The organism is Flavobacterium sp. 120 (assembly GCF_003633605.1).
Taxonomy (GTDB): Bacteria; Bacteroidota; Bacteroidia; order Flavobacteriales; family Flavobacteriaceae; genus Flavobacterium; species Flavobacterium algoritolerans.
In genome coordinates this window covers 917,146-937,917 of sequence record NZ_RBKZ01000001.1, presented here as the reverse complement: position 1 = coordinate 937,917, position 20,772 = coordinate 917,146, and the positions used below count along the sequence as shown (strand labels likewise).

At 34.1% G+C, this 20,772-nt stretch carries 19 protein-coding genes; 7 read left to right on the top strand and 12 right to left on the bottom strand.

Going from position 1 to position 20,772, the window contains the following annotated elements:
* Positions 1-843, bottom strand: coding sequence for an isoaspartyl peptidase/L-asparaginase (locus tag C8C87_RS04080; RefSeq protein ID WP_121341368.1), 843 nt, complete (start codon positions 841-843; stop codon positions 1-3).
* Between the two features lie 61 nt (positions 844-904).
* Positions 905-1,777 carry a cyanophycinase gene (locus C8C87_RS04075; RefSeq protein WP_121341364.1) on the bottom strand — a complete coding sequence of 291 codons (873 nt, stop codon included), beginning with the start codon at positions 1,775-1,777 and terminating at the stop codon, positions 905-907.
* Between the two features lie 262 nt (positions 1,778-2,039).
* Here C8C87_RS04075 and cphA point away from each other — a divergent pair, with 262 nt between their 5' ends.
* Positions 2,040-4,664 (top strand): cyanophycin synthetase, encoded by a 2,625-nt coding sequence (gene cphA / locus C8C87_RS04070; protein WP_099716019.1) that lies wholly within the window; start codon positions 2,040-2,042, stop codon positions 4,662-4,664.
* Positions 4,665-4,791: 127 nt separating this feature from the next.
* Here the strand turns inward: cphA and C8C87_RS04065 are convergent, their stop codons facing one another.
* Positions 4,792-6,051, bottom strand: coding sequence for an asparagine synthetase B (locus tag C8C87_RS04065; RefSeq protein WP_099716020.1), 1,260 nt, complete (start codon positions 6,049-6,051; stop codon positions 4,792-4,794).
* A gap of 346 nt (positions 6,052-6,397) precedes the next feature.
* Here C8C87_RS04065 and C8C87_RS04060 point away from each other — a divergent pair, with 346 nt between their 5' ends.
* Positions 6,398-7,078: a DUF547 domain-containing protein gene (locus C8C87_RS04060; protein ID WP_158589729.1), complete on the top strand. Its 681-nt coding sequence runs from the start codon at positions 6,398-6,400 to the stop codon at positions 7,076-7,078.
* A 48-nt stretch (positions 7,079-7,126) separates the two neighbouring features.
* Here C8C87_RS04060 and C8C87_RS04055 read toward each other — a convergent pair whose 3' ends face one another.
* The 8 genes from C8C87_RS04055 to tgt form a co-directional block, all read right to left on the bottom strand.
* A complete protein-coding gene (locus tag C8C87_RS04055; RefSeq protein ID WP_121341358.1) occupies positions 7,127-7,795 on the bottom strand; it encodes a response regulator transcription factor in 669 nt (222 codons plus the stop codon).
* A gap of 3 nt (positions 7,796-7,798) precedes the next feature.
* Entirely contained in the window at positions 7,799-8,590 is a 792-nt protein-coding gene (locus tag C8C87_RS04050; RefSeq protein ID WP_099716023.1) for a sensor histidine kinase, read from the bottom strand.
* 640 nt (positions 8,591-9,230) lie between these two features.
* Positions 9,231-9,623, bottom strand: a complete 393-nt coding sequence (locus C8C87_RS04040; protein WP_121341353.1) for a hypothetical protein — start codon at positions 9,621-9,623, stop codon at positions 9,231-9,233.
* A gap of 180 nt (positions 9,624-9,803) precedes the next feature.
* Complete coding sequence (gene dnaB, locus C8C87_RS04035; RefSeq protein WP_099716026.1) at positions 9,804-11,348, bottom strand: replicative DNA helicase; 1,545 nt, start codon at positions 11,346-11,348, stop codon at positions 9,804-9,806.
* 140 nt (positions 11,349-11,488) lie between these two features.
* Positions 11,489-12,442 carry an acetyl-CoA carboxylase carboxyltransferase subunit alpha gene (locus C8C87_RS04030; protein WP_099716027.1) on the bottom strand — a complete coding sequence of 318 codons (954 nt, stop codon included), beginning with the start codon at positions 12,440-12,442 and terminating at the stop codon, positions 11,489-11,491.
* A gap of 121 nt (positions 12,443-12,563) precedes the next feature.
* Positions 12,564-13,445, bottom strand: a complete 882-nt coding sequence (locus C8C87_RS04025) for a DMT family transporter (protein WP_099716028.1) — start codon at positions 13,443-13,445, stop codon at positions 12,564-12,566.
* Entirely contained in the window at positions 13,432-14,520 is a 1,089-nt protein-coding gene (locus tag C8C87_RS04020; protein ID WP_099716029.1) for an LptF/LptG family permease, read from the bottom strand. The genes C8C87_RS04025 and C8C87_RS04020 overlap by 14 nt, the downstream gene beginning before the upstream one ends.
* 66 nt (positions 14,521-14,586) lie before the next feature.
* The gene (gene tgt, locus C8C87_RS04015; RefSeq protein ID WP_099716030.1) at positions 14,587-15,717 is read right to left on the bottom strand and encodes a tRNA guanosine(34) transglycosylase Tgt; all 1,131 of its coding nucleotides are present in this window, start codon (positions 15,715-15,717) and stop codon (positions 14,587-14,589) included.
* Between the two features lie 410 nt (positions 15,718-16,127).
* On the opposite strand from tgt, the gene C8C87_RS04010 reads away from it, so the two are divergent.
* From C8C87_RS04010 to C8C87_RS03990, 5 genes are all read left to right on the top strand, one after another.
* Entirely contained in the window at positions 16,128-17,045 is a 918-nt protein-coding gene (locus C8C87_RS04010; protein WP_121341350.1) for an alpha/beta hydrolase, read from the top strand.
* Positions 17,046-17,247: 202 nt separating this feature from the next.
* Positions 17,248-17,949, top strand: a complete 702-nt coding sequence (locus tag C8C87_RS04005; RefSeq protein WP_121343285.1) for an SIMPL domain-containing protein — start codon at positions 17,248-17,250, stop codon at positions 17,947-17,949.
* 103 nt (positions 17,950-18,052) lie between these two features.
* On the top strand, positions 18,053-18,610 hold the full coding sequence (locus C8C87_RS04000) for a YdeI family protein (RefSeq protein WP_121341347.1): 558 nt from the start codon (positions 18,053-18,055) through the stop codon (positions 18,608-18,610).
* A 32-nt stretch (positions 18,611-18,642) separates the two neighbouring features.
* On the top strand, positions 18,643-19,029 hold the full coding sequence (locus C8C87_RS03995) for a DUF2809 domain-containing protein (protein ID WP_121341345.1): 387 nt from the start codon (positions 18,643-18,645) through the stop codon (positions 19,027-19,029).
* Positions 19,030-19,126: 97 nt separating this feature from the next.
* On the top strand, positions 19,127-19,549 hold the full coding sequence (locus tag C8C87_RS03990; RefSeq protein ID WP_121341342.1) for a DoxX family protein: 423 nt from the start codon (positions 19,127-19,129) through the stop codon (positions 19,547-19,549).
* Between the two features lie 88 nt (positions 19,550-19,637).
* On the opposite strand, the gene C8C87_RS03985 is transcribed toward C8C87_RS03990, so the two are convergent.
* The gene (locus C8C87_RS03985) at positions 19,638-20,573 is read right to left on the bottom strand and encodes a nuclear transport factor 2 family protein (RefSeq protein WP_121341340.1); all 936 of its coding nucleotides are present in this window, start codon (positions 20,571-20,573) and stop codon (positions 19,638-19,640) included.
* Between the last annotated feature and the right edge of the window lie 199 nt (positions 20,574-20,772).

Here is a 20,772-nt window from a genome sequence, read left to right as displayed (position 1 = left end):
TTAATCGAAAACTTCAAAATTATCTCCGTCAAAACTAGCAAAAACCATACTGGGATGTGAATCCTGATGAAACATATTTCCTTGATTATCGATAGCAATTGCACCCGCAAAACCATCATAAGGCTTTAATTCATTGAATGTTTTAGTAAAGGCATCTTGCAATGTAAAACCATCAGTAACACGAGTCACTATTTTGGCAGCGGTGGCATTGCTCACAATGTCCTCGCCTACTCCTGTCAAGCTCACTCCGCAAAATGCATTGACATAATTTCCCGCTACTGTAGCCGAATCTGAAATGCGTCCAGGAATTTCAAAACCTTTACCTCCTGTGGAAGTAGCAACGGCAATTTTTCCATTAGTATCCAAAGCTACACAACCCACAGTTCCGGTTCCTAGTGATTTTAGCTTTGCTTCATATTCAGCTCGACGTTGTGGAATCTCAGTTGAAAAAGCTTCAAAACCATTCTCCCTTGCAAAATTCGTTGCTCCGCTTCCACCTAAAACCCTATCGTCATAATTCATCAATATTTGAGCAACATGAACTGGATTTTTAACTTCTTCAATATTGATAACACCACTCATTTTCTGAGTTTCTCCATCCATAACAGCAGCGCTCATCCTGATTTTTCCGTCACTTTGAATTTGGGAACCAATTCCCGCATTAAACAATTCATCGTCTTCCAAAAGTGACACTGCATAAACAACCGTTTCCAATGCCGAATGTGTTTTTAAAAAATCGTACGAATCTTTTACAATTCGCTCTAATGCATTTTGTTTGGCAACTTTTGTTTCGTGATTGGTAGATGATTCCGAAAAAAAACCTCCGTGTATAATTAGTTTCATAATGTATCGGGTGCAGCTTCCAGATTTCGACAGTTATCTAAATACTGAAAGGCTTTCTTATTTATACGTAGTGTGAAGATTGAATGTGCATTTTATGCGTTTCGAGATTGTAAGTGTCAAATTTACTCATAACGTGCGTTACCAAATGTGAGATTGATATCGGTTGGCCTAATTCCACCTTTGTCAAATTAGTGTCTTTTATTTCACGACCATCTACCAAAATAACTAATCCTGAACCTATAGCTTCCATTTGGGTATTATTGGTAATTAACAAACCGGTATCTTCTCCAAGTCCTATTCCCAATACTCTTGGATTACCAACAACAGCTTGAAAAAGCCTGCCAATCCTCCCGCGTTGTACAAAATGGGTATCGATAATAACACCATCAATTAAGCCTAATCCACTTGAAATTTTCACCTCGCCTTTCAATAAAGCTTCAGAACTGCTGCCTTGATAAATCATATTATTAGATGCCGCAGCTGCCCCAGCCGAAGTTCCTGCATAAATAAACTCTTCATTATGGTATTTATCCAGTAAAATATCATGAAATGGTGTTCCGCCAAGAATAGATGTCAATCGCAATTGATCGCCTCCGGTAAACATAACAATATCTGCAGCTTTTAATCGGGCTAAAACTTCCGCATCAGCTGCTTGTTCCCGTCTTTCTATAGTAAGTATATCAACATTTTTAGCATTCAAATATTCAAATGCCTTAACATATTCTGGACCTATTTCGCGCGGAATGATTGAAGCGGTTGTAATGACTTCTATTCGTGAATTCTCTTTGTGTTTTGACTCGTTTAATATCCTTTTTAAAATGCCTGCTTCAAAAAAGTTTAAATTGCTAGTTGCATTTTTATCTAAATCAGTTTCAGTAAAACTTCCTTTATCTACCGCACCTCCTATTATTATTAGTTTTCCTAGTATATTCATTTTGTAAAAATAACCAAAAAGATAAAAGAAGCCATTGAACTAGGCTTTTTTTTTAAATTATCACAAACTCAATATTTATTGTTTATTTTTAAGGTAATAAATTTTGATTCCTATTTTTAAAAAACTACTTTAGTTGGATTCTATACTTTTTTAAAAAAAAATACCGTCTCAAATCAGCTCTTTTCCTAAGTTAGAATCTATTTCATTTAAAATTAAGTCATTACATATCCATTTTTTAGTTCAAAAATAATCTTTCCGTTTTATGAAAATAATTAAAGTACAAGCACTTCGTGGCCCCAATATTTGGAGTATCCAAAGAAAAAAATTAATCCAAATGCGATTGGATTTGGAAGAAATGGAACAGTTTCCTACTAATAAAATAGAAGGATTTAGAGAACGCATCGAAGCTATGTTTCCTACGATGATTGAGCACCGTTGTTCCGAAGGTTGTCGTGGCGGATTTTTTTCCAGAGTAGAACGAGGTACTTGGATGGGACACGTAATTGAACATATTGCCCTTGAGATTCAGTCTTTGGCTGGTATGGAAACTGGTTTTGGAAGGACTCGAGAAACCAAAACTCCCGGTACCTATAATGTAGTCTTTAGTTATACCGAAGAAAATGTAGGCCTTTTTGCTGCAGAATCTTCTGTTGCCATTGCTGAAGCATTAATTGCCGGAACAGATTATGATTTGAATGCCGACTTACAGAAAATGCGTGAAATACGCGAACGCGTTAGACTAGGACCAAGTACCGGAAGTATTGTAGAAGAAGCCGTTTCCAGAAATATTCCTTGGATACGATTAGGAACTAATTCTTTGGTTCAATTAGGATATGGAATTAACCAAATGCGTTTTCAGGCAACAATCACCTGTAAAACAAGTAGTATTGCGGTTGATATTGCCTGCAATAAAGAACTTACCAAAAAAATGTTGGACATGGCATCCATTCCTGTTGCCAGCGGAAGTATTTGTGTTGACGAAGACGACTTGGCTGAGACCATAAAAAAAATTGGTTACCCAATCGTGTTAAAACCATTGGACGGAAACCACGGAAAAGGTGCCTCAATCAATGTTACAAATTGGGAAGATGCCGTTTCAGGCTTGGCTTTCGCCAAAGAATACAGCAAACGAATCATTGTTGAGAAATTCATTACCGGCTTCGACTTTAGAATATTGGTAATTGATAATAAATTAGTTGCTGCTGCAAAACGAGTTCCTGCTCATGTAATTGGAAACGGAACGGATACTATTCAGCAATTAATTGAAACTACGAATCTGGATCCAAGAAGAGGTTACGGTCATGAAAATGTACTTACACAAATTGATGTCGATAGAGATACCGAAGATTTATTGGAAAAACTAGGCTACACATTAGAAACCATTCCTAGAATTGGTGAAATTGTATTCTTAAAATCTACAGCAAATTTAAGCACTGGCGGAACTTCTGTGGATGTTACCGATATGATGCACCCTGAAAATATATTTCTTGCCGAAAGAATTTCAAGAGTAATTGGACTCGATGTGTGTGGTGTTGATATTATGGCAGAAAATTTAACCCAACCATTAAAAGAAAATGGCGGTGTAATTCTGGAAGTCAATGCGGCTCCTGGATTTAGAATGCACCTTGCTCCTTCTGAAGGATTGCCAAGAAACGTTGCATCACCCGTAATTGATATGTTATACCCACCGGGAAAATCCTGTCGCATTCCTATAATTGCTGTTACAGGAACCAATGGAAAAACGACCACTACCCGACTTTTGGCTCATATTGTAAAAAATAATGGATTCAAAGTAGGATTCACCACATCCGATGGGATTTATATTCAAAACCATATGATGGAAAAAGGTGATACTACCGGGCCTATCAGTGCTGAATATGTTTTGAGAGATCCAACTGTAGAATTTGCCGTTTTAGAAACCGCTCGAGGAGGAATCCTTCGTTCCGGTTTGGGTTTTAGCAGTTGTGATATTGGAATTATTACTAATATTCAAGAAGACCATTTAGGTTTAAGTGACATTCATACGTTAGATGATTTGGCAAGGGTAAAAGCTACAGTTGTCAAAAGCATCAAGAAAAATGGTTGGGCAGTTTTGAATGGAGACGATGAACATTGTGTAAAAATAGGTCAAGATTTGAATTGCAATGTCGCTTATTTTAGTTTGAGCGAAGACAGTGATTTTATCAAAAAACTTTCTGCCGAAGGTAAAACAGTTGCTGTATATGAAAATGGATACATTACCATCAAAAAAGGAGAATGGAAAATCCGAATCGAACGCGCCACTCACGTTCCATTAACATTAGGCGGAAAAGCAAAATTCATGATTGCTAATGTCCTTGCGGCCACTTTAGCGAGTTATTTGTGGGGATTTAAAACCGAAGATATCAGCCTGTCACTACAAACTTTTATTCCAAGTGCTGCACAAACTCCAGGTCGTATGAATATATTTGAGTTCAAAAAATTCAAAGTATTGATTGACTTTGCACACAATGCTTCCGGTTATAAAGGTGTTGAAGAATATTTACAAAGTGTTGAAGCTACCAAAAAAATTGGAATTATTGCCGGTGTTGGAGACCGTCGTGATGAGGATATCAAAGAATGCGCCTCGATAGCCGCCCGAATGTTTGACCATATTATCATTCGCCAAGAAAAATATCTGAGAGGAAGAACCGAAGATGAGATCATTAATTTAATCCTTGACGGAATTAAAAAATCAGGCAAAACTGTTACCTATGAAATTATCCCTAAAGAAACTGAAGCGATAAAACACGCTATAAATTGTGCCGAAGAGGGAAGTTTCATCACCGCATTAAGCGACGTTGTTACTAATGCCATCGACATTGTACAAGAATATTTAGACAAAGAAAACGAACACGGAATCGTGTAGTTTTTTCAGGAGCTAATCCTGCTGTCCGTTATATCTTTCTCTGCCTAAAAAGGCAAAGAAAGGATGTCACTGCCATCAGTGCTAAAAATACAAAAGCCAATCGATTACGATTGGCTTTTATTTTATACTACGTTTTCAGTTTTTTCTTTCTCGCTGCAGGAAACAATACATTATTCAGAATCAAACGATATCCCGGCGAATTAGGATGCAAATCCAAAACCGTTGGTGGATCGCCCACTTGGTGCTGAAAATCTTCTGGGTCATGACCACCATAAAATGTGAACATTCCCTTCCCTTTTTGCCCATGAATGTAACGTGCTTCACCATTAACCTCGCAAGTACCCATCACCAGAATATTCGATTTAATTAAAGGAATATCAAATGCAGTGGTTTGCCCCATGAACCCTTTTACAAGTTGGGTATGATTTTGACAAAGCATACTAGGAATTGGATCCCATTTTGCCGAAAATTCCATTAAAGTAAAATAATCTTTCTCCATTGGAACTCTTCGTTTCGAAGTCATATCAATATCTGAAAATTCATATTGTTCCGGTCTTCTTTCTAAAGTAAAATCTTTGAAAGCAAATGAATTGCTGTAATTCATTTTGGATTGGTAATTTCCTTCACTCGGGTCTCCATCAAACATGGTTTCACAAATATCAACACCATCCGCTGCCAAAGCAATATCAAAACTATCCGTTGCAGAACACATGGCAAACATAAACCCACCACCTATGACAAAATCCCTGATTTTTTTAGCAACAGCTCCTTTTTCTTGAGACACTTTAGGAAATCCTAATTTACTTGCCAGTGTTTCTGAATCTTTCTTTTGCTCGATATACCAAGGTGCATTTTTATAAGCTCCATAAAACTTACCATATTGTCCAGTAAAATCCTCATGATGCAAGTGTAGCCAATCATATAGCAACAATTGATCACTCAAAACTTCTTCATCATAAATTGGAGTAAAAGGAATTTCTGCATAAGTCAGTACCATCGTCACCGCATCGTCCCAAGGTTGTTTTCCTTTTGGAGTATAAACCGCAATTTTAGGTGCTTTTTCCAGTACAACAGATTCCATATTTTGGGAAGGACTGGATATTTCATTCAGGATTGCCAATTCATCACCATCGGAAATAACCTCAAAACTCACTCCCCTAATTTGACATTCTTTGCGAATTTCCTCCGCATCAGGTAATAAAAAAGAACCTCCTCGATAGTTAAGCAACCAACTGGCTTTATAATTTTTATCCAAACACCAGTATGTAATTCCGTATGCTTTTAGATGATTCTGTTGACTCGTTTCATCCATTGGCAACAAAATAAAAGAGGCTTTTGCTGTTATACTCAGCAAAAAAATAAGAATATATAGAAATGGTTTCGACATCGATTTTTAATTTTTATACCTCAAAGATAGAAAGTAAGCTATTCAAATTCATGAAATTTAACGATTAAATCTATTCTAAAAATAAGTTTATAGACAAAACACGTAAAAATACGCATAGCCAAACAATTTCCTATTCCTAAATTCGCAGATATCCTATAATCAATGAAGATGAAAAATTTAACAATGAATTCTACCGAAAAAAATAGACCTGTCAATATTAAGAATCTTATAAAAAATGTTGCAATAGTATTTTTAATAATACTTATCATTACTTTCTATGTTTTGTGTTATCAGCTTATTTTCAATTAATATTTCTTTTAAGTTATAAATACAATACCCCATTATTGTGAAAAATTATTACACAACTTTATCAGAAGAAATTCTTTCTCTTGCAAAATCAGGGAAAGATACTGTCACCTTGCGGAGACAACTTTTTTACATCAGACAAGCAAAACTTGAAAAAAGTTTAAATACAGATGATTTAAAAAAGACTTTTTGGATAAATATTTATAATGCTTTTTACCTCATCAACTTAAAAGAAACAAAACAAGGAAAAGAAATTTTCAATCTGAAAAGAATCAAAATTGCACGCGCTATATTTTCATTAAATGATATTGAACACGGTATTTTAAGAAAATACAAATTTAGAATTGGTTTTGGATATATTACAAATCCATTCTACTCTGATTTTATAAAAACCTTAGCTGTAAACAAAGTCGATTACAGAATCCATTTTGCATTGAGAAGTATTAATTTGGAGAAAAAAACTATTGATTATTTCGATTGTGAAGAAATTGAGAAACAACTTACTATAGTTACCAAAGATTTTATTCGTCTGGAAACTGAATTTGATAATGAGTCTAAAACAATTAGAGCTTCCGATTTTTTATTGTCTTATTTGAGAGATTTTGGTGGAAAAAAATCTGTAAAAAAATTATTGGAAACAGTTTTCGAAAGAGATTTAAACGAATACAAACTCCGATTTAAAACCTACAAAAGAACAGAAAAATTACAGAGGGTTTCTTGATACAAACATTGAAAATAAAGAAATCAACTTCACAATTGCATTATAGAATTAATCGTTCAGCAACATCAATTCGTTCTGAACGGCATAAACCACTAAACCGGCAATGTTTCTGGATTCGGTTTTCAGCAACAAATTATTTCTATGTCCTTCTACTGTTCTCGGACTTATAAAAAGTTGTTCAGCAATTTCCACCGTACTTTTTTGAATACAAATAAGTTTAAGCACTTCAATCTCTCGTGGACTAAGAAAGTTGCTGTCAAAATTACTCTTGGTCTTTTTATTAGTCAATACATCGGCCTGAATTATTTTCATGACATAATCCGTGTAATAAAATCCCTTTGATGCGACTTCTTTTATTGTAGTCAGCAATTCTTGTGGCGTTGCATTTTTTATCAAATACGAAACAGCACCTACATCAATCATATTTGCAACAAACGATTTAGAATCATAACTGGTCAGCGCAATGATTTTTAGTTCCGGAAATTCCTTTCGAATAATCTTAGTTGCCTCAACTCCATTTATTATTGGCATTTTTAAATCCATGATAATAATATCAGGATGATTATTTTTATTGTTTTGGAGGAAAGAAATCAATTCATCCCCATTAGAAGCTTCAAAAATAATCTCAATATTTGTTTCGCGTCCCAATAAAAAAGAGATTCCTTTTCTAAAAAGAATCTCGTCATCCACTAATATTATTTTTATAGTTTTGTTCATTCTTTAAAAATTAAAAACTACTGAAATACCTTTATTTATTGATGATTCCAAGGTCATTTTACCGTTTAAAAAAGCGATTCTGCTTTCTATATTTTTCATCCCCAGACCTTTCTGATTTTCATTGTTTTTCATTTCAAAACCAATTCCGTCATCCGTGTAAAAACACCAATTCTTTTCATTCTTATTTTCAAAAACAATCGAAATAAAGGATGCTTTTCCATGACGCAACGAATTGTTCATCAGCTCTTGTAAAATTCTAAATACGTGTAAATGTTTATCATTGTCAGTAATATCAAAAGCAGTTTTATTTTCATAATTTACTTTTACAGCTTTGGAACTGCTAAATTCCAAACACAATTCTTCAACACCTGCATGCAATCCAAATTTCTCCAATACTGGAGGCAACAAACCGTGTGCAATTTTCCTTGAATTATCTAATGCTTTGGTCGTAAGATTAATGATATTAGTTGTGATTTCAGCTACCTCGTTTTCGGTTAAATTAGGTGTTGTAAGCAAATGACTGTTCAAAGAAACTATGTTGAGTTTAGAACTAATATCGTCATGCAAATCTTGGGCAATACGCTTGCGTTCCTCTTCCTGAGTAATAATTACAGCGCTTAAAAGTTCTTTTTGATACTGAATTTCTAAATCTTTTTTTTCTAATTCCTTTTGAATAATTTTCTTTCTTGAAAAATAGAAAAACAATATCAAAACAAATCCCATTAAAAGAAAAGCGACACAACTATAAATTACGATTTCAATTATTTCACTTTCTTGTAGTGTGTTTACTTTCATAAAGCGGTATTAATTTCCTTTTTATAAAAACTTTTTTTCCATTCTATTAAAATAAAAAATTGATTTATAATAATAAGCAAAGCATTCAATATCCAGGTAAACAAACTCATTTTTGGACTTAAAACAGCTGTCAAATTACCAACAAAAAATAATATCGTGCTTCCTAATAAATATATCAGAAGCCCAACATTAACATAATAAAATTCCTTTTTTTCATTCAACATATTATAAAAATGAATGGTGGCATAAATGATCAGCAAAAAAGAGGTGATGAATATTTCGAATAAATTAAATTTAAAAAACAGACTGGTATCATACGCATATTGTATAGATAAAGCCAATAATCCTATTACCAAACCCGCTTTCACCAGCTTCTTTTGAAACTCTTCTTTTAGAAGCGTTATATAAAAAAAGCTCAATAAAATAAATTGGCCAATAAAATAGAAGTGAGACAAGAATAAGTTGTTAGTATTCATCCTCATAAAGATATTCGATATGATTTGTATAGTAAAAACCACTCCCAAATACCAAGTGAAGATTTTATAAGCTTTGCATTGATTGGCAAAACCTTTTATAAATAGTACCAGATTAAAAAATAAAATTAAATAACCAATATTTACAAGTACATAATACATTTTAACTATACATTTAAAGGACTTTCAGGATCCCCCGCTGGTGGGCAAGGCGTTGAAAAATCATAAATATTATCTTCCTCGGCAGTTGCATTCCCTACCCCAACGGTAATCATGTCTACATAAATTTTTGTTACAGGATCGTATTTAGTACCTACGATCATCAATTTCTCTACATTATCATCATCTATCCCAATGTAAGCTCTAACGGCATCAACGCCTTCAGCCAATACTTCCAGTAAATCTACTTTTGGAATCAAAAAAGCATTAACATGATGGTGTTTGTTGTAATCTCCTTCTTTTTTAGTCCAACGTTTGGCCCATTTTTGTGCAGTTTTTAAAGGAATTGCATTTACAGTTTTTGTTTGTTTATGGTTTTCAGAAGTAGTTTCTTGTGACATAGGTTTTAGGTTTTGGTCAACACTATATTTAAAAATAAAAATCGATAGCTAAACTACTACTTTTTATTGTTTTAACAAAATACATCCTATGTATTGCAAAATTAAAAAGCCTAAATCATTTATTTGATTCAGGCTTTTTAATTTTATATTCTAAAAACAATATTTGACTTGTTTAATTTTCTAAAACGGAACGTCACTGTCATCATCCAAATCATTCAAATTACTTCCAAAAGCTTCATTAGCCGAAGGGAGATTTTTAGTGATAAAAGGATTATCTTCTTGATTCATACTAGACGGTAAATCATCATAACCACCACTGAAATCTTCCAGATTATCAAACTTACCTAAATGTCCAATAAACTTTAAACGAACGTTTTCAATACTACCATTACGGTGTTTAGCAATCATTATTTCTGCCTGACCAGTTGTAGGGGAAGCTTCATCATCATCCCACTCATCAATTTTATAATATTCAGGACGGTATAAAAACGATACAATATCGGCATCCTGCTCAATCGCCCCAGATTCACGAAGGTCAGAAAGCAAAGGTCTTTTACTCGAACCACGGGTTTCAACCGCACGCGACAATTGAGAAAGAGCAATAACCGGAACATTTAATTCCTTTGCCAATGCTTTTAAGTTTCGGGAAATCGTAGAAATCTCCTGCTCTCTATTTCCCCCACCTTTTCCGTTTCCTCCGGCAGTCATCAATTGCAAGTAATCGACAATGATAATTCGGATACCATGCTGTGAAACCAAACGTCTCGCTTTAGCTCTTAAATCGAAAATAGACAAGGAAGGCGTATCATCAATAAACAAAGGTGCTTTTTCTAAATTTTTAACTTTGGTACTCAATTGTTCCCATTCGTGTTTTTCCAGTTTTCCAGTACGCAATTTCTCAGATGACAAACCAGTTTCAGAAGAAATCAAACGGGTAATCAACTGAACCGATGCCATCTCAAGAGAAAATAAGGCAACTGGCATTCCAAAATCAATTGCCATATTTCGTGCCATCGATAATACAAATGCGGTCTTACCCATCGCTGGTCTCGCTGCAATAATAATTAAATCACTTGGTTGCCAACCTGAGGTAATCTTATCTAATTTATCAAACCCTGTTGCAACACCACTCAATCCTTCCTGACCAGCAATTTCCTCGATTCTTTTCTTGGCTTGCAATACTAAACTTTGGGCAGTTTCAGAACTACGTTTAATGTTTCCTTGTGTTACTTCGTATAATTTAGATTCAGCTCTGTCCAATAAATCAAAAACATCTGTTGTTTCATCATAGGATTCTTCGATGATTTCTGAAGATATTCGAATCAAACTACGCTGAATAAATTTTTGTAAAATGATTCTGGAGTGAAATTCAATGTGTGCCGAAGAGGAAATCTTCTGCGTTAGTTGAATTAAGTAAAAATCACCGCCTGCCAACTCTAATTTTGCATTTTTCTTAAGCTGGGCTGAAACGGTTAATAAGTCAATAGGCTGTGTTTCTGTAAACAGTTGAACGATAGCCTCAAAAATATGTTTGTGTGCATCTTTGTAAAAAGCATCAGGTTGTAAAATGTCAATCACATCATCAACCCCTTTTTTATCAATCATCATGGCACCCAGCACCGCCTCTTCTAAATCGAGAACCTGAGGAGGCAATTTCCCTTTTTCTAAGCTTATAATTGTTGTTTTATCCACCTTTACAGGGTTTATATTTCTGAAGTTTTCCATAGAGCGAAAGTAGCAAAAATTAAAAAATTATTGTCATTGAGTTGTTACAAATAATTGTTCATAAGTAACTATTTTTTGTTTATAACCAAAAAAAAATCCGAAACGGTAAGGCTTCGGATTAAAGATTAATTTGTAAGATTTTACTCTTTATATTCGCCCATTTTACAGTATTTATCCATTCTTTGGGCTATTAATTCTTCTGTTGATAAGTCTTTCAATTCATTAAATCCTTTCATGATATATTGCTCCACTGTTTTGAAAGCAGTCTCTCTATCATAGTGTGCTCCACCTAAAGGTTCCGGAATGATATCATCCACTAATTTTTGTTTTTTCATGTCAGCAGAAGTCAATTTTAATGCTTCGGCAGCTTGTTCTTTGTATTCCCAGCTTTTCCATAAAATAGACGAACAAGATTCTGGTGAAATAACAGAATACCAAGTATTTTCCATCATGTACACTTTGTCACCCACACCTATTCCTAATGCTCCTCCAGAAGCTCCTTCACCAACAATTACTGTGATAATAGGCACTTTTAAACGAATCATTTCAAATATGTTTCTGGCAATAGCTTCACCTTGTCCACGTTCTTCTGCTTCCAATCCCGGATAAGCTCCCGGAGTGTCAATCAAAGTCAAAACAGGAATACCGAATTTCTCTGCCATTTTCATCAATCGCAATGCTTTTCTATATCCTTCAGGATTTGCCATTCCGAAATTACGGAACTGACGTGTCTTAGTGTTAAATCCTTTTTGTTGACCAACAATCATAAATGACTGTCCGTCAATTTTACCTAAACCGCCAATCATGGCTTTGTCATCTTTAAAACCTCTGTCACCGAAAAGCTCCAAGAAAGTATCACCGCATAAAGCACGCACATGATCCATTGTATAGGGACGGCTTGGATGCCTTGATAGCTGGACACGTTGCCAAGCTGTCAAGTTTTTATAAATATGTCTTTTAGTCTCTTCTAACTTTTTGTTGATTTGTTTGCAAGTATTCGTTACATCAACATCCGATTCTTGACCAATAATAAGACATTTGTCTAACTGTTCTTCTAGTTCTTTTATTGGAAGCTCAAAATCTAAATATTCCATAGGATTTTTGCGTTTTTGTTTTTATTTGGAACCGCAAATATAAAATTTTAAATCGTTCAAAAAGGTAAATTTTATATTTATGTGTAAAAGTTTGCTTCTCAAAACGTTGAGAAAGTTATTCTTATTTGTCCTTTTGATAGTGTTTTATAACCCCGTTCAGGATTACGGTGATTACAATTATTAGTGCTCCGATATAAAACTCAAAGCTCATTTTCTCTTTTCCGCCAAGGATAAAATAGGCCAAAACAATCCCGTAAACCGGCTCTAAATTTGTAGTCAGCATTACAGTGTAGGGCGTTAGTTTTCGCATTACTTTTACAGAAGCGGTAAATGCATAAGCCGTACAAATAGAGGCCAAAATCAGTATTAAAACCCAATTATTAGCTGTCAGTATAAAGAAGTCCGCAGTGAATTTTTGTTGGAACAAAAAGTAAATCGTAATAAAGAAAACACCTGCCAGAAATTCGTAAAAAGCAATTACTGGAGGTTCGTGTTTTTCTATCAATTTTCCGTTCATCAGTGTAAACAAAACACCTAATATGATCGATGCCAAAGCATATAGCATTCCATCCAAATAGTTAATTTCGACTTTCATAATCAATGCCAGACCAGCAATAATAATAAGACCAAAAAATACTTCGTACCACAATACTTTTCGACCATAAAAAACAGGCTCTAAAATGGACGCAAAAAAAGCTCCCAGTGAAAAAACGGATAGTGTAATGGACACATTAGAAACATGGATGGCTTTGAAGAAAAAGATCCAATGCAAGGCAATCAGCAATCCCACAAAAATCAATTTCAAGAAGGATTTTAAAGGGATTTTAAATGATATCTTCTTGAATGCAATAAACAAAGCTAAAAACAGCCCTGCAAAAAACATGCGATACCAAACTAAAGCATCAGCGGTAATGGTGATTAAAGCCCCTAAAATGGCGGTAAAACCCCATATAAAAACTATCAAATGAAGATTTAAGTAACTCTTTAATTTATCGTTTTGCATTACGTAACAAATAAATGGCTAAAATTCCAAAAGCAATATTAGGCAACCAAACGGCTAACATGGGTGGAATACTCGATTTTTCGGCCAATACGCCAAAGATTTTATCAAAAAATACAAAGGCAAAAGCCAATGCAATTCCTATTGCTAAATTAGTTCCCATTCCTCCTCTTCGCTTCATGGCAGAAACGGCAACAGCAATAATGGTAAGAATAAATGCCGATACCGGAACACTATATTTTTTATACAAAACCACTAAATACACATTGATATTAGAGGAACCTCTTTCTCTTTCTTTTTTAATAAAGGCATTCAATTTTCCTAAACTCAAGGTTTCTGCAATGTAAACCACCGGTGTTAAATCTTCTAAATCAAAAGTAAAAACAGCGTCTTTTTGAGGTGCTTTTTCAATCTTATCATTCAGTTCACCCACCGTTCTTTTGGTATAATCATACATGGTGTAAGTGCTGTCCTTTTGATTCCATTTGATTCTGGTAGCGGTAATTTTATGGACTAATTTTTCGTTTTTAAACTTTTCAAGCGAAAAACTAAAAGCAGTTTTAGACTCCGCGTTAAAACTGTTTACATAGATAAACTCATCATCACTAATTTGTCTGTAAACGTCCGTATTATCACCACGCATCGCTTCTTTTCCGCCACCTTTCAAGTACGTATATCTAAAATTATTGAATCCTTCACTGGCTGCAGGAACCACAAAGAAACCCATCAGCAATACAAAAACGGAAACAATGGAAGCGCCTATTATATAAGGCCTTAGAAAGCGCGTAAATGAAATCCCGGAACTTAAAATCGCGATAATCTCCGTATCATTCGCCAGTTTTGAAGTAAACCAAATCACCGATAAAAACAAAAATATCGGGAAAAGGGAATTTGCAAAATAAATAGTAAAGTTGTAATAGTAGAGTGCAATCTCTAAAAACGCAACTTTATTTTCGAGCATTTTATTGATCTTCTCCGATACATCAACAACAATTCCTATAGGGATAAACAACAACAGCATCACCGCAAATGTGGCTAAATATCTTTTTAGGATGTATTTGTCTATTATTGTAAGCATAGTAAAGTTTAATCGGTTATTTGTTTAATCGTTTAACCGAATTAACGATTAAACGATTAAACATTTTTAAAGTCTTTGGCTCATATTTTTCACCATCATTTCTTTCCAAGGTCTGAAATCGCCCGCTAAGATATGTTTTCTCGCTTCACGAACCAACCACATATAAAAACCAAGATTGTGTATCGTGGCAATTTGTTTTCCAAGGTATTCATTGGCAGCAAAAAGGTGGCGCAAATATGCTTTTGTATATTCGGTGTCCACGTAAGTGATTCCCATTTCGTCAATTGGCGAAAAATCATCTTCCCACTTTTTGTTTTTGATATTTATTGTACCATTTGCTGTAAACAACATTCCATTTCTGGCGTTACGCGTAGGCATCACACAGTCAAACATGTCAATTCCAAGAGCTATATTTTCTAGAATATTTATCGGAGTTCCCACGCCCATCAGGTAACGCGGTTTGTCTTCCGGTAAAATTTCACAAACCACTTCGGTCATGGCATACATTTCCTCCGCAGGTTCCCCTACTGAAAGTCCGCCAATCGCATTTCCTTGTTGGTTTGAATTCGCAATGTATTCCGCTGATTGTTGGCGTAAATCTTTATAACAACTTCCCTGAACAATTGGGAAAAACGTTTGTTCGTATCCGTATTTAAAAGGCTGCGTGTCTAAATGATTGATGCAACGGTCTAACCAACGGTGCGTCATTTTCATCGAACGTTTCGCATAGTTATAATCACATGGATACGGCGTACACTCATCAAAAGCCATGATAATATCGGCACCAATGGTACGTTGAATTTCCATCACATTCTCTGGCGTAAAAAAGTGGTACGAACCGTCAATATGCGATTTGAACTTTACTCCTTCTTCCTTGATTTTTCGGTTGGCCGAAAGTGAATACACTTGGTAGCCACCGGAATCCGTCAAAATATTACGATCCCAGTTCATGAATTTATGCAAACCACCTGCTTTCTCGAGGATTTCGGTTTGTGGTCTCAAGTATAAATGGTAAGTATTTCCCAAGATAATATCCGGGTTTATATCGTCTTTCAATTCGCGTTGATGCACCCCTTTTACAGAACCTACGGTTCCTACAGGCATAAAAATTGGGGTTTCAATCACACCGTGATCAGTGGTAACAGTTCCCGCTCTGGCTTTGGACTGCGGATCTTTTTTTAATAAATCAAACTTCATAGTAACGTATTTCACCCGATTGTTCGGCTGGCAAAGATAGGTTAATTTGAAAATTAGATAATTACATAATTTAAAAAATTTAATTACCATTTGGAAAATCATTTTGGGCGTGCCCTAAAAAGGTCGGGCTATCCGTTGTAATCTTTTATTCCGCTACACTTCATAAAAGGATTTCCACTGCTATCCCTCACGCAAATGAGCGGTAACGACAACTAAAATAGTCTCCATGTAAATTCAAAAGCACCTAGCAAATAAAATATTCATCTCATAAATTGTAAGAAAATTTTAATATATTTGATATGAAATAATGTCTTATGTTAGTCAGACTTATCTCTCTTCTTCTGGGGTGATAGGTCTGATTTTATCAGACCTATATATTATTTACCTGCAAGCGTCAAACAACAACTAAAATGCAAAGATTAAAATTAACCATTTTTACACTTATCATTCTGACAAATTCATTTGGACAGAAAATAGAAAAAGTCTTTCTTGACAAAAATGATTCTAGTAAAAATTGCTACACAATAATTTATCCACCAAAACTACCTTGGACTGGTTATATATTTATTATTCCAGGATTTGGAGAAACGGCCGAAAGAGTTTTAGAACAAACTGAATTAGTTAAACTTACTGCTAAAAGTGGACTCTTGACAATTATTCCAACTTTTCAAGATGGCGTTTTGTCATTTGGGATTGATAGCTTAAGCCAACAATCGTTCAATAATATTATACTTGATGTAAAGAAAAAACACAAATTAACTGACCTTAAATATTATGTTGGTGGTTTTTCAATTGGTGGTAGTACAGCAATTAAATTTGCCGAAAATGCAACTATAAAACCAACCGCAGTTTTTGCTATCGATTCACCACTTGATCTTGAAAGATATTATAATTCGAGTAAAAGAGAGGTTAGATTATCCGTAAACAAAATTCCAGATGAAGAAAGAGTTTACATGATTGAGAGACTAGAAAAAGAAATGGGAGGGCCACCAAAAATTGCGTTAAAAAATTATTACAAAACATCACCTTATTCATTCAGTGATACTACTCAAACAGCTATTAAGAATATAATAAAACTTCCTTTGAGAATTTACTCTGAACCTGATGTCAATTGGTGGTTAAAAGAATATGCAGAAGATTTCACAGGGATGAATGTTTCGGAATGTTCGGCAATGATTAACGAATTGAATAGACTTGGGAATACTCAAGCCGAATTGATAATTACACAAAATAAAGGATATAGAAAACCTGATAATAGTAGGCATCCACATTCTTGGAGTATTGTGAATAATAACGAATTAATTGAATGGTTATTAAAACAGAAATAATGCCAGCAGGTAATAGCTACTACAATGAATTTGGGAAATTGGCTTAAAGGGAAATTGCTTTTGTATTTGGGATAATTTGCTTCGCCTGTTCGCTATCGCTCGGGTGGTAAATCCGAATAATGGGCTTGATTTATTACCAAACTAACGGTTGCAAGGAAAAGTTAGACAACATATTAACCGAAAAAAAATCAAAATAAAAAAAATGAAAAAATTAACATTAGTACTTTTAATTTTTATTTCAGCGAAAGGTTTTTCACAAACAAAAAATTTCATTGACTTGCCATATATTGAAACTTCTGCAACAGCAGATACTTTGTTGTTGCCTAATAGGATTCATCTAAACATAATAATATCTGAAAAAGATACAAAAGACAAATATTCCGTTGAAGAATTAGAAAATTTAATGGAACAAAAATTAAAAGGATTAGGAATTGACACATACAAAAATTTAAGTTTAAATGATTTAGTAAGTAATTTCAAAAAATATTTTATAAAAGAAACCGATGTTCTTAAATCGAAATCATACAACTTAGTTGTTGATAATGCAAAAATTGCTGGAAGTGTAATTTCAGAACTTGAAACAATAGAAATCTCAAATATTCGAGTAGTTAAAACCGAAAATACAGAATATGAAAAAATAAAGCTAATACTTAAATCAAATGCAATTTCAAAAGCAAAAATTCAAGCTGAATTTATGGCCAAACCTTTGAAACAAAAAGTGGGAAATGCAATTTTCATTTCAGATTTAACAAACGGAAGAAATTTTGACGACAGTGAAAGTTTACAAGAAGTTGTAGTCGTAGGATTTGCTAGAAAAAGTAAACAAGAGTTTAAACCTATTGATATAGAATTCCAAAAAATAAAAATAGAAAGCATTGTTAATGTAAAATTTAAACTTGAATAAAAATACGATCGATTGACCATCCTAACGATTGTCGTAAATACGGGCAATCTGAATTCCTCTTTTTTTGTATTTTTCTGCGATATTTAATAAACTTCATTTAAAAATGACACCAACCTTTTTTGCAACACAAGCAGCATTTAGAGAATGGTTAGAAAAGCACCACAAAGAGGAAACGGAACTTCTCGTTGGTTTCTATAAAGTGAGTAGCGGCAAACCTTCCATGACTTGGTCGCAATCCGTGGATCAAGCACTTTGCTTTGGTTGGATTGACGGTGTACGAAGATCAATTGATATTGAAAGTTACAGCATTCGTTTTACGCCACGAAGAAGCAGCAGTATTTGGAGTGCCATCAACATCCTGAAAGTCGAGGAACTCACAAAAGCCGGACTAATGACTCTTGAAGGGCAAAAAGCATTTGATTTACGTACAGAAAATAAATCCAGAATTTATTCTCACGAGAAAGAACCAGCTATTCTTAATCCAAATTATGAAAGCCAATTTAAAATGAATTCATTAGCCTGGGATTTTTTTAATGCACAAGCACCTTCTTACAAAAAGGTAATGATACATTGGATAATGACCGCAAAACAAGAAAAAACCAGAATATCACGGCTTGAAAAAACAATACAAATCAGTGAACAACAAAAACGAATGCAATAAAAAGTAAAATCCTAAATAATTAAACAACCAAAATGCTTCAATTCAACCGCACTTATTTTGCTTTTACTGTATTCCTTTTTCTCCTGGAAACAGCCATCGCTTTGTTTGTTCATGACAACTTTATAAGACCTTATTTTGGAGATTTTTTAGTGGTCATGCTACTCTATTGTTTCCTGAAATCGTTTCTAAACGTATCGGTTTGGGCTGCCGCTGGTCTTGTGTTGCTCTTTTCATTTGCTATCGAAATTGCACAATATTTTAATATGGTTGAAAAACTAGGATTAGAGCATTACAAAATTGCTAAAGTTGTTCTTGGAAATTCTTTCGCCTGGATGGATTTGCTTGCCTACGTGCTTGGAATTTTGGCCGTAATTAGCATTGAAAAATTCACTTTAAAACGAGAGAATAAAATACAATAAATGCTTCGGGCTATCGCTAAAATAAGCTATTCCATACAGCAAATTATTGCAAAAATATCTTACGTTTGTAAGAACACAATACTAAAAACTTTAAATTATGATTCAAAAACTGTTCTCCCCAACTTCTTGGTCCGCTAATGCAACCGATTGGGCTTCGCTTATTTTACGATTAACACTTGGTTTGTTGATGTTGAGTCATGGCATTCCTAAACTGATGAAATTAATGAATGGCACAATGGAATTTGGTGACCCAATAGGCATTGGTGTTCCAGCATCATTGACTTTGACTGTTTTTGCCGAGGTTGTATGCTCTTTATTAATTGTAATCGGATTATGGACCAGACTGGCATTGATTCCGCTAATTATTACCATGGTAGTAGCCGTGTTTATTGTTCATATAAATGATGATCTGGGAACAATGGAATCTGCATTAATGTATTTACTGTGCTATATTGCCCTATTTTTATTGGGAAGCGGTACCTATTCAATGGATTCCGTTTTGAAAAGAAAAACTCTTTAAAAAATCATTGAATATAAAAACGTCCTAAAATAAGTTGTGTTTTCTGCCAACTTATTTTAGGACGTTATCCATTTCAAAACGAATATAATTATTCTAATAGTTTTTCACTGTAGTAAGCAATTTCAGAAATTATTTTGCCTTTATCATCAAAATTATCAATGAAAAATATAGGCAAAACTATTTTCTTGTTATCTGATTTTCTTGTTAGTCTAAAATTCCACCATGACTGTACCACTCTTGCATCTCCCATTTCATAATGCAAATAGTCTGGATATCCTACCATGTCAATACTTGTCAAATCATATTTTTCAAAAAGCTTTTGATCATTTGCTTTTTGCTCCGCTAAAGTGATGCTTTTGTCTACAGGCATATTTATATCCGAGAATGTTGCCTTTTCGTCATAAAAACTATACGCTTTGTCAAAGTCTTTGTTTTCAAAAGCATAAATCATTTTTCTGACACTATTAATGTTTTCGTGATGATTATAAATCGCACCATTTTCCCTGTCATTGAAACTATGCTCGATTTCATCAAAAACACTGCTATTTCTATATCTAATAATAGTCTTGATTTTATTGTTCTTATCCACCACAAATAAACGGTGCAACGGTGTATCAATTTTAACTCCTGTTTTATTGTGCACTCCTTTTAAATCGTCCCAAGTTTGAACCCAAACTACATCTTTATTATCAGCTTCTTTATATTCTAAAGCATCTGGATAAGCACCTTCTGATTTTTTAATACTTAAATAATCAATGTTCTCTTTCCAAAACTTGACCTCGTTTAAAAAAGCAGTTTTGTCTGATCCTTTATCATCCTTATTAGAAGTCACACCATTAAATGATTTAAAATCGTCTGTTAAAAAACTGGCAACTTTATCAGCGTCTCCCTTGACATAAGCTTGAGTCATGGCTTCAACAACATTAATTGCAGGATGCTCCACATAAATAGTCCCGTTTGTTTTCTTTTGAGCGTAAGTGATGCAAACTGCAATCAACAGTACCATTGAGAAAAATTTTTTCATATTTATTTGTTTTTTTGGTTAATAAGACATTAAATTTAACTATAAATACTGAATATCAGGTATTTACGATTAAAAACTTTCATCTTGTTTTAAATAAAAAAGGAGCATTTTTGAAATTTTTATGCATTTAAATTCATAAAATAATTCCCTTTTACGGACGAATAAAAACATAAAAACAGGGACTTTTCCTAACTGCGTA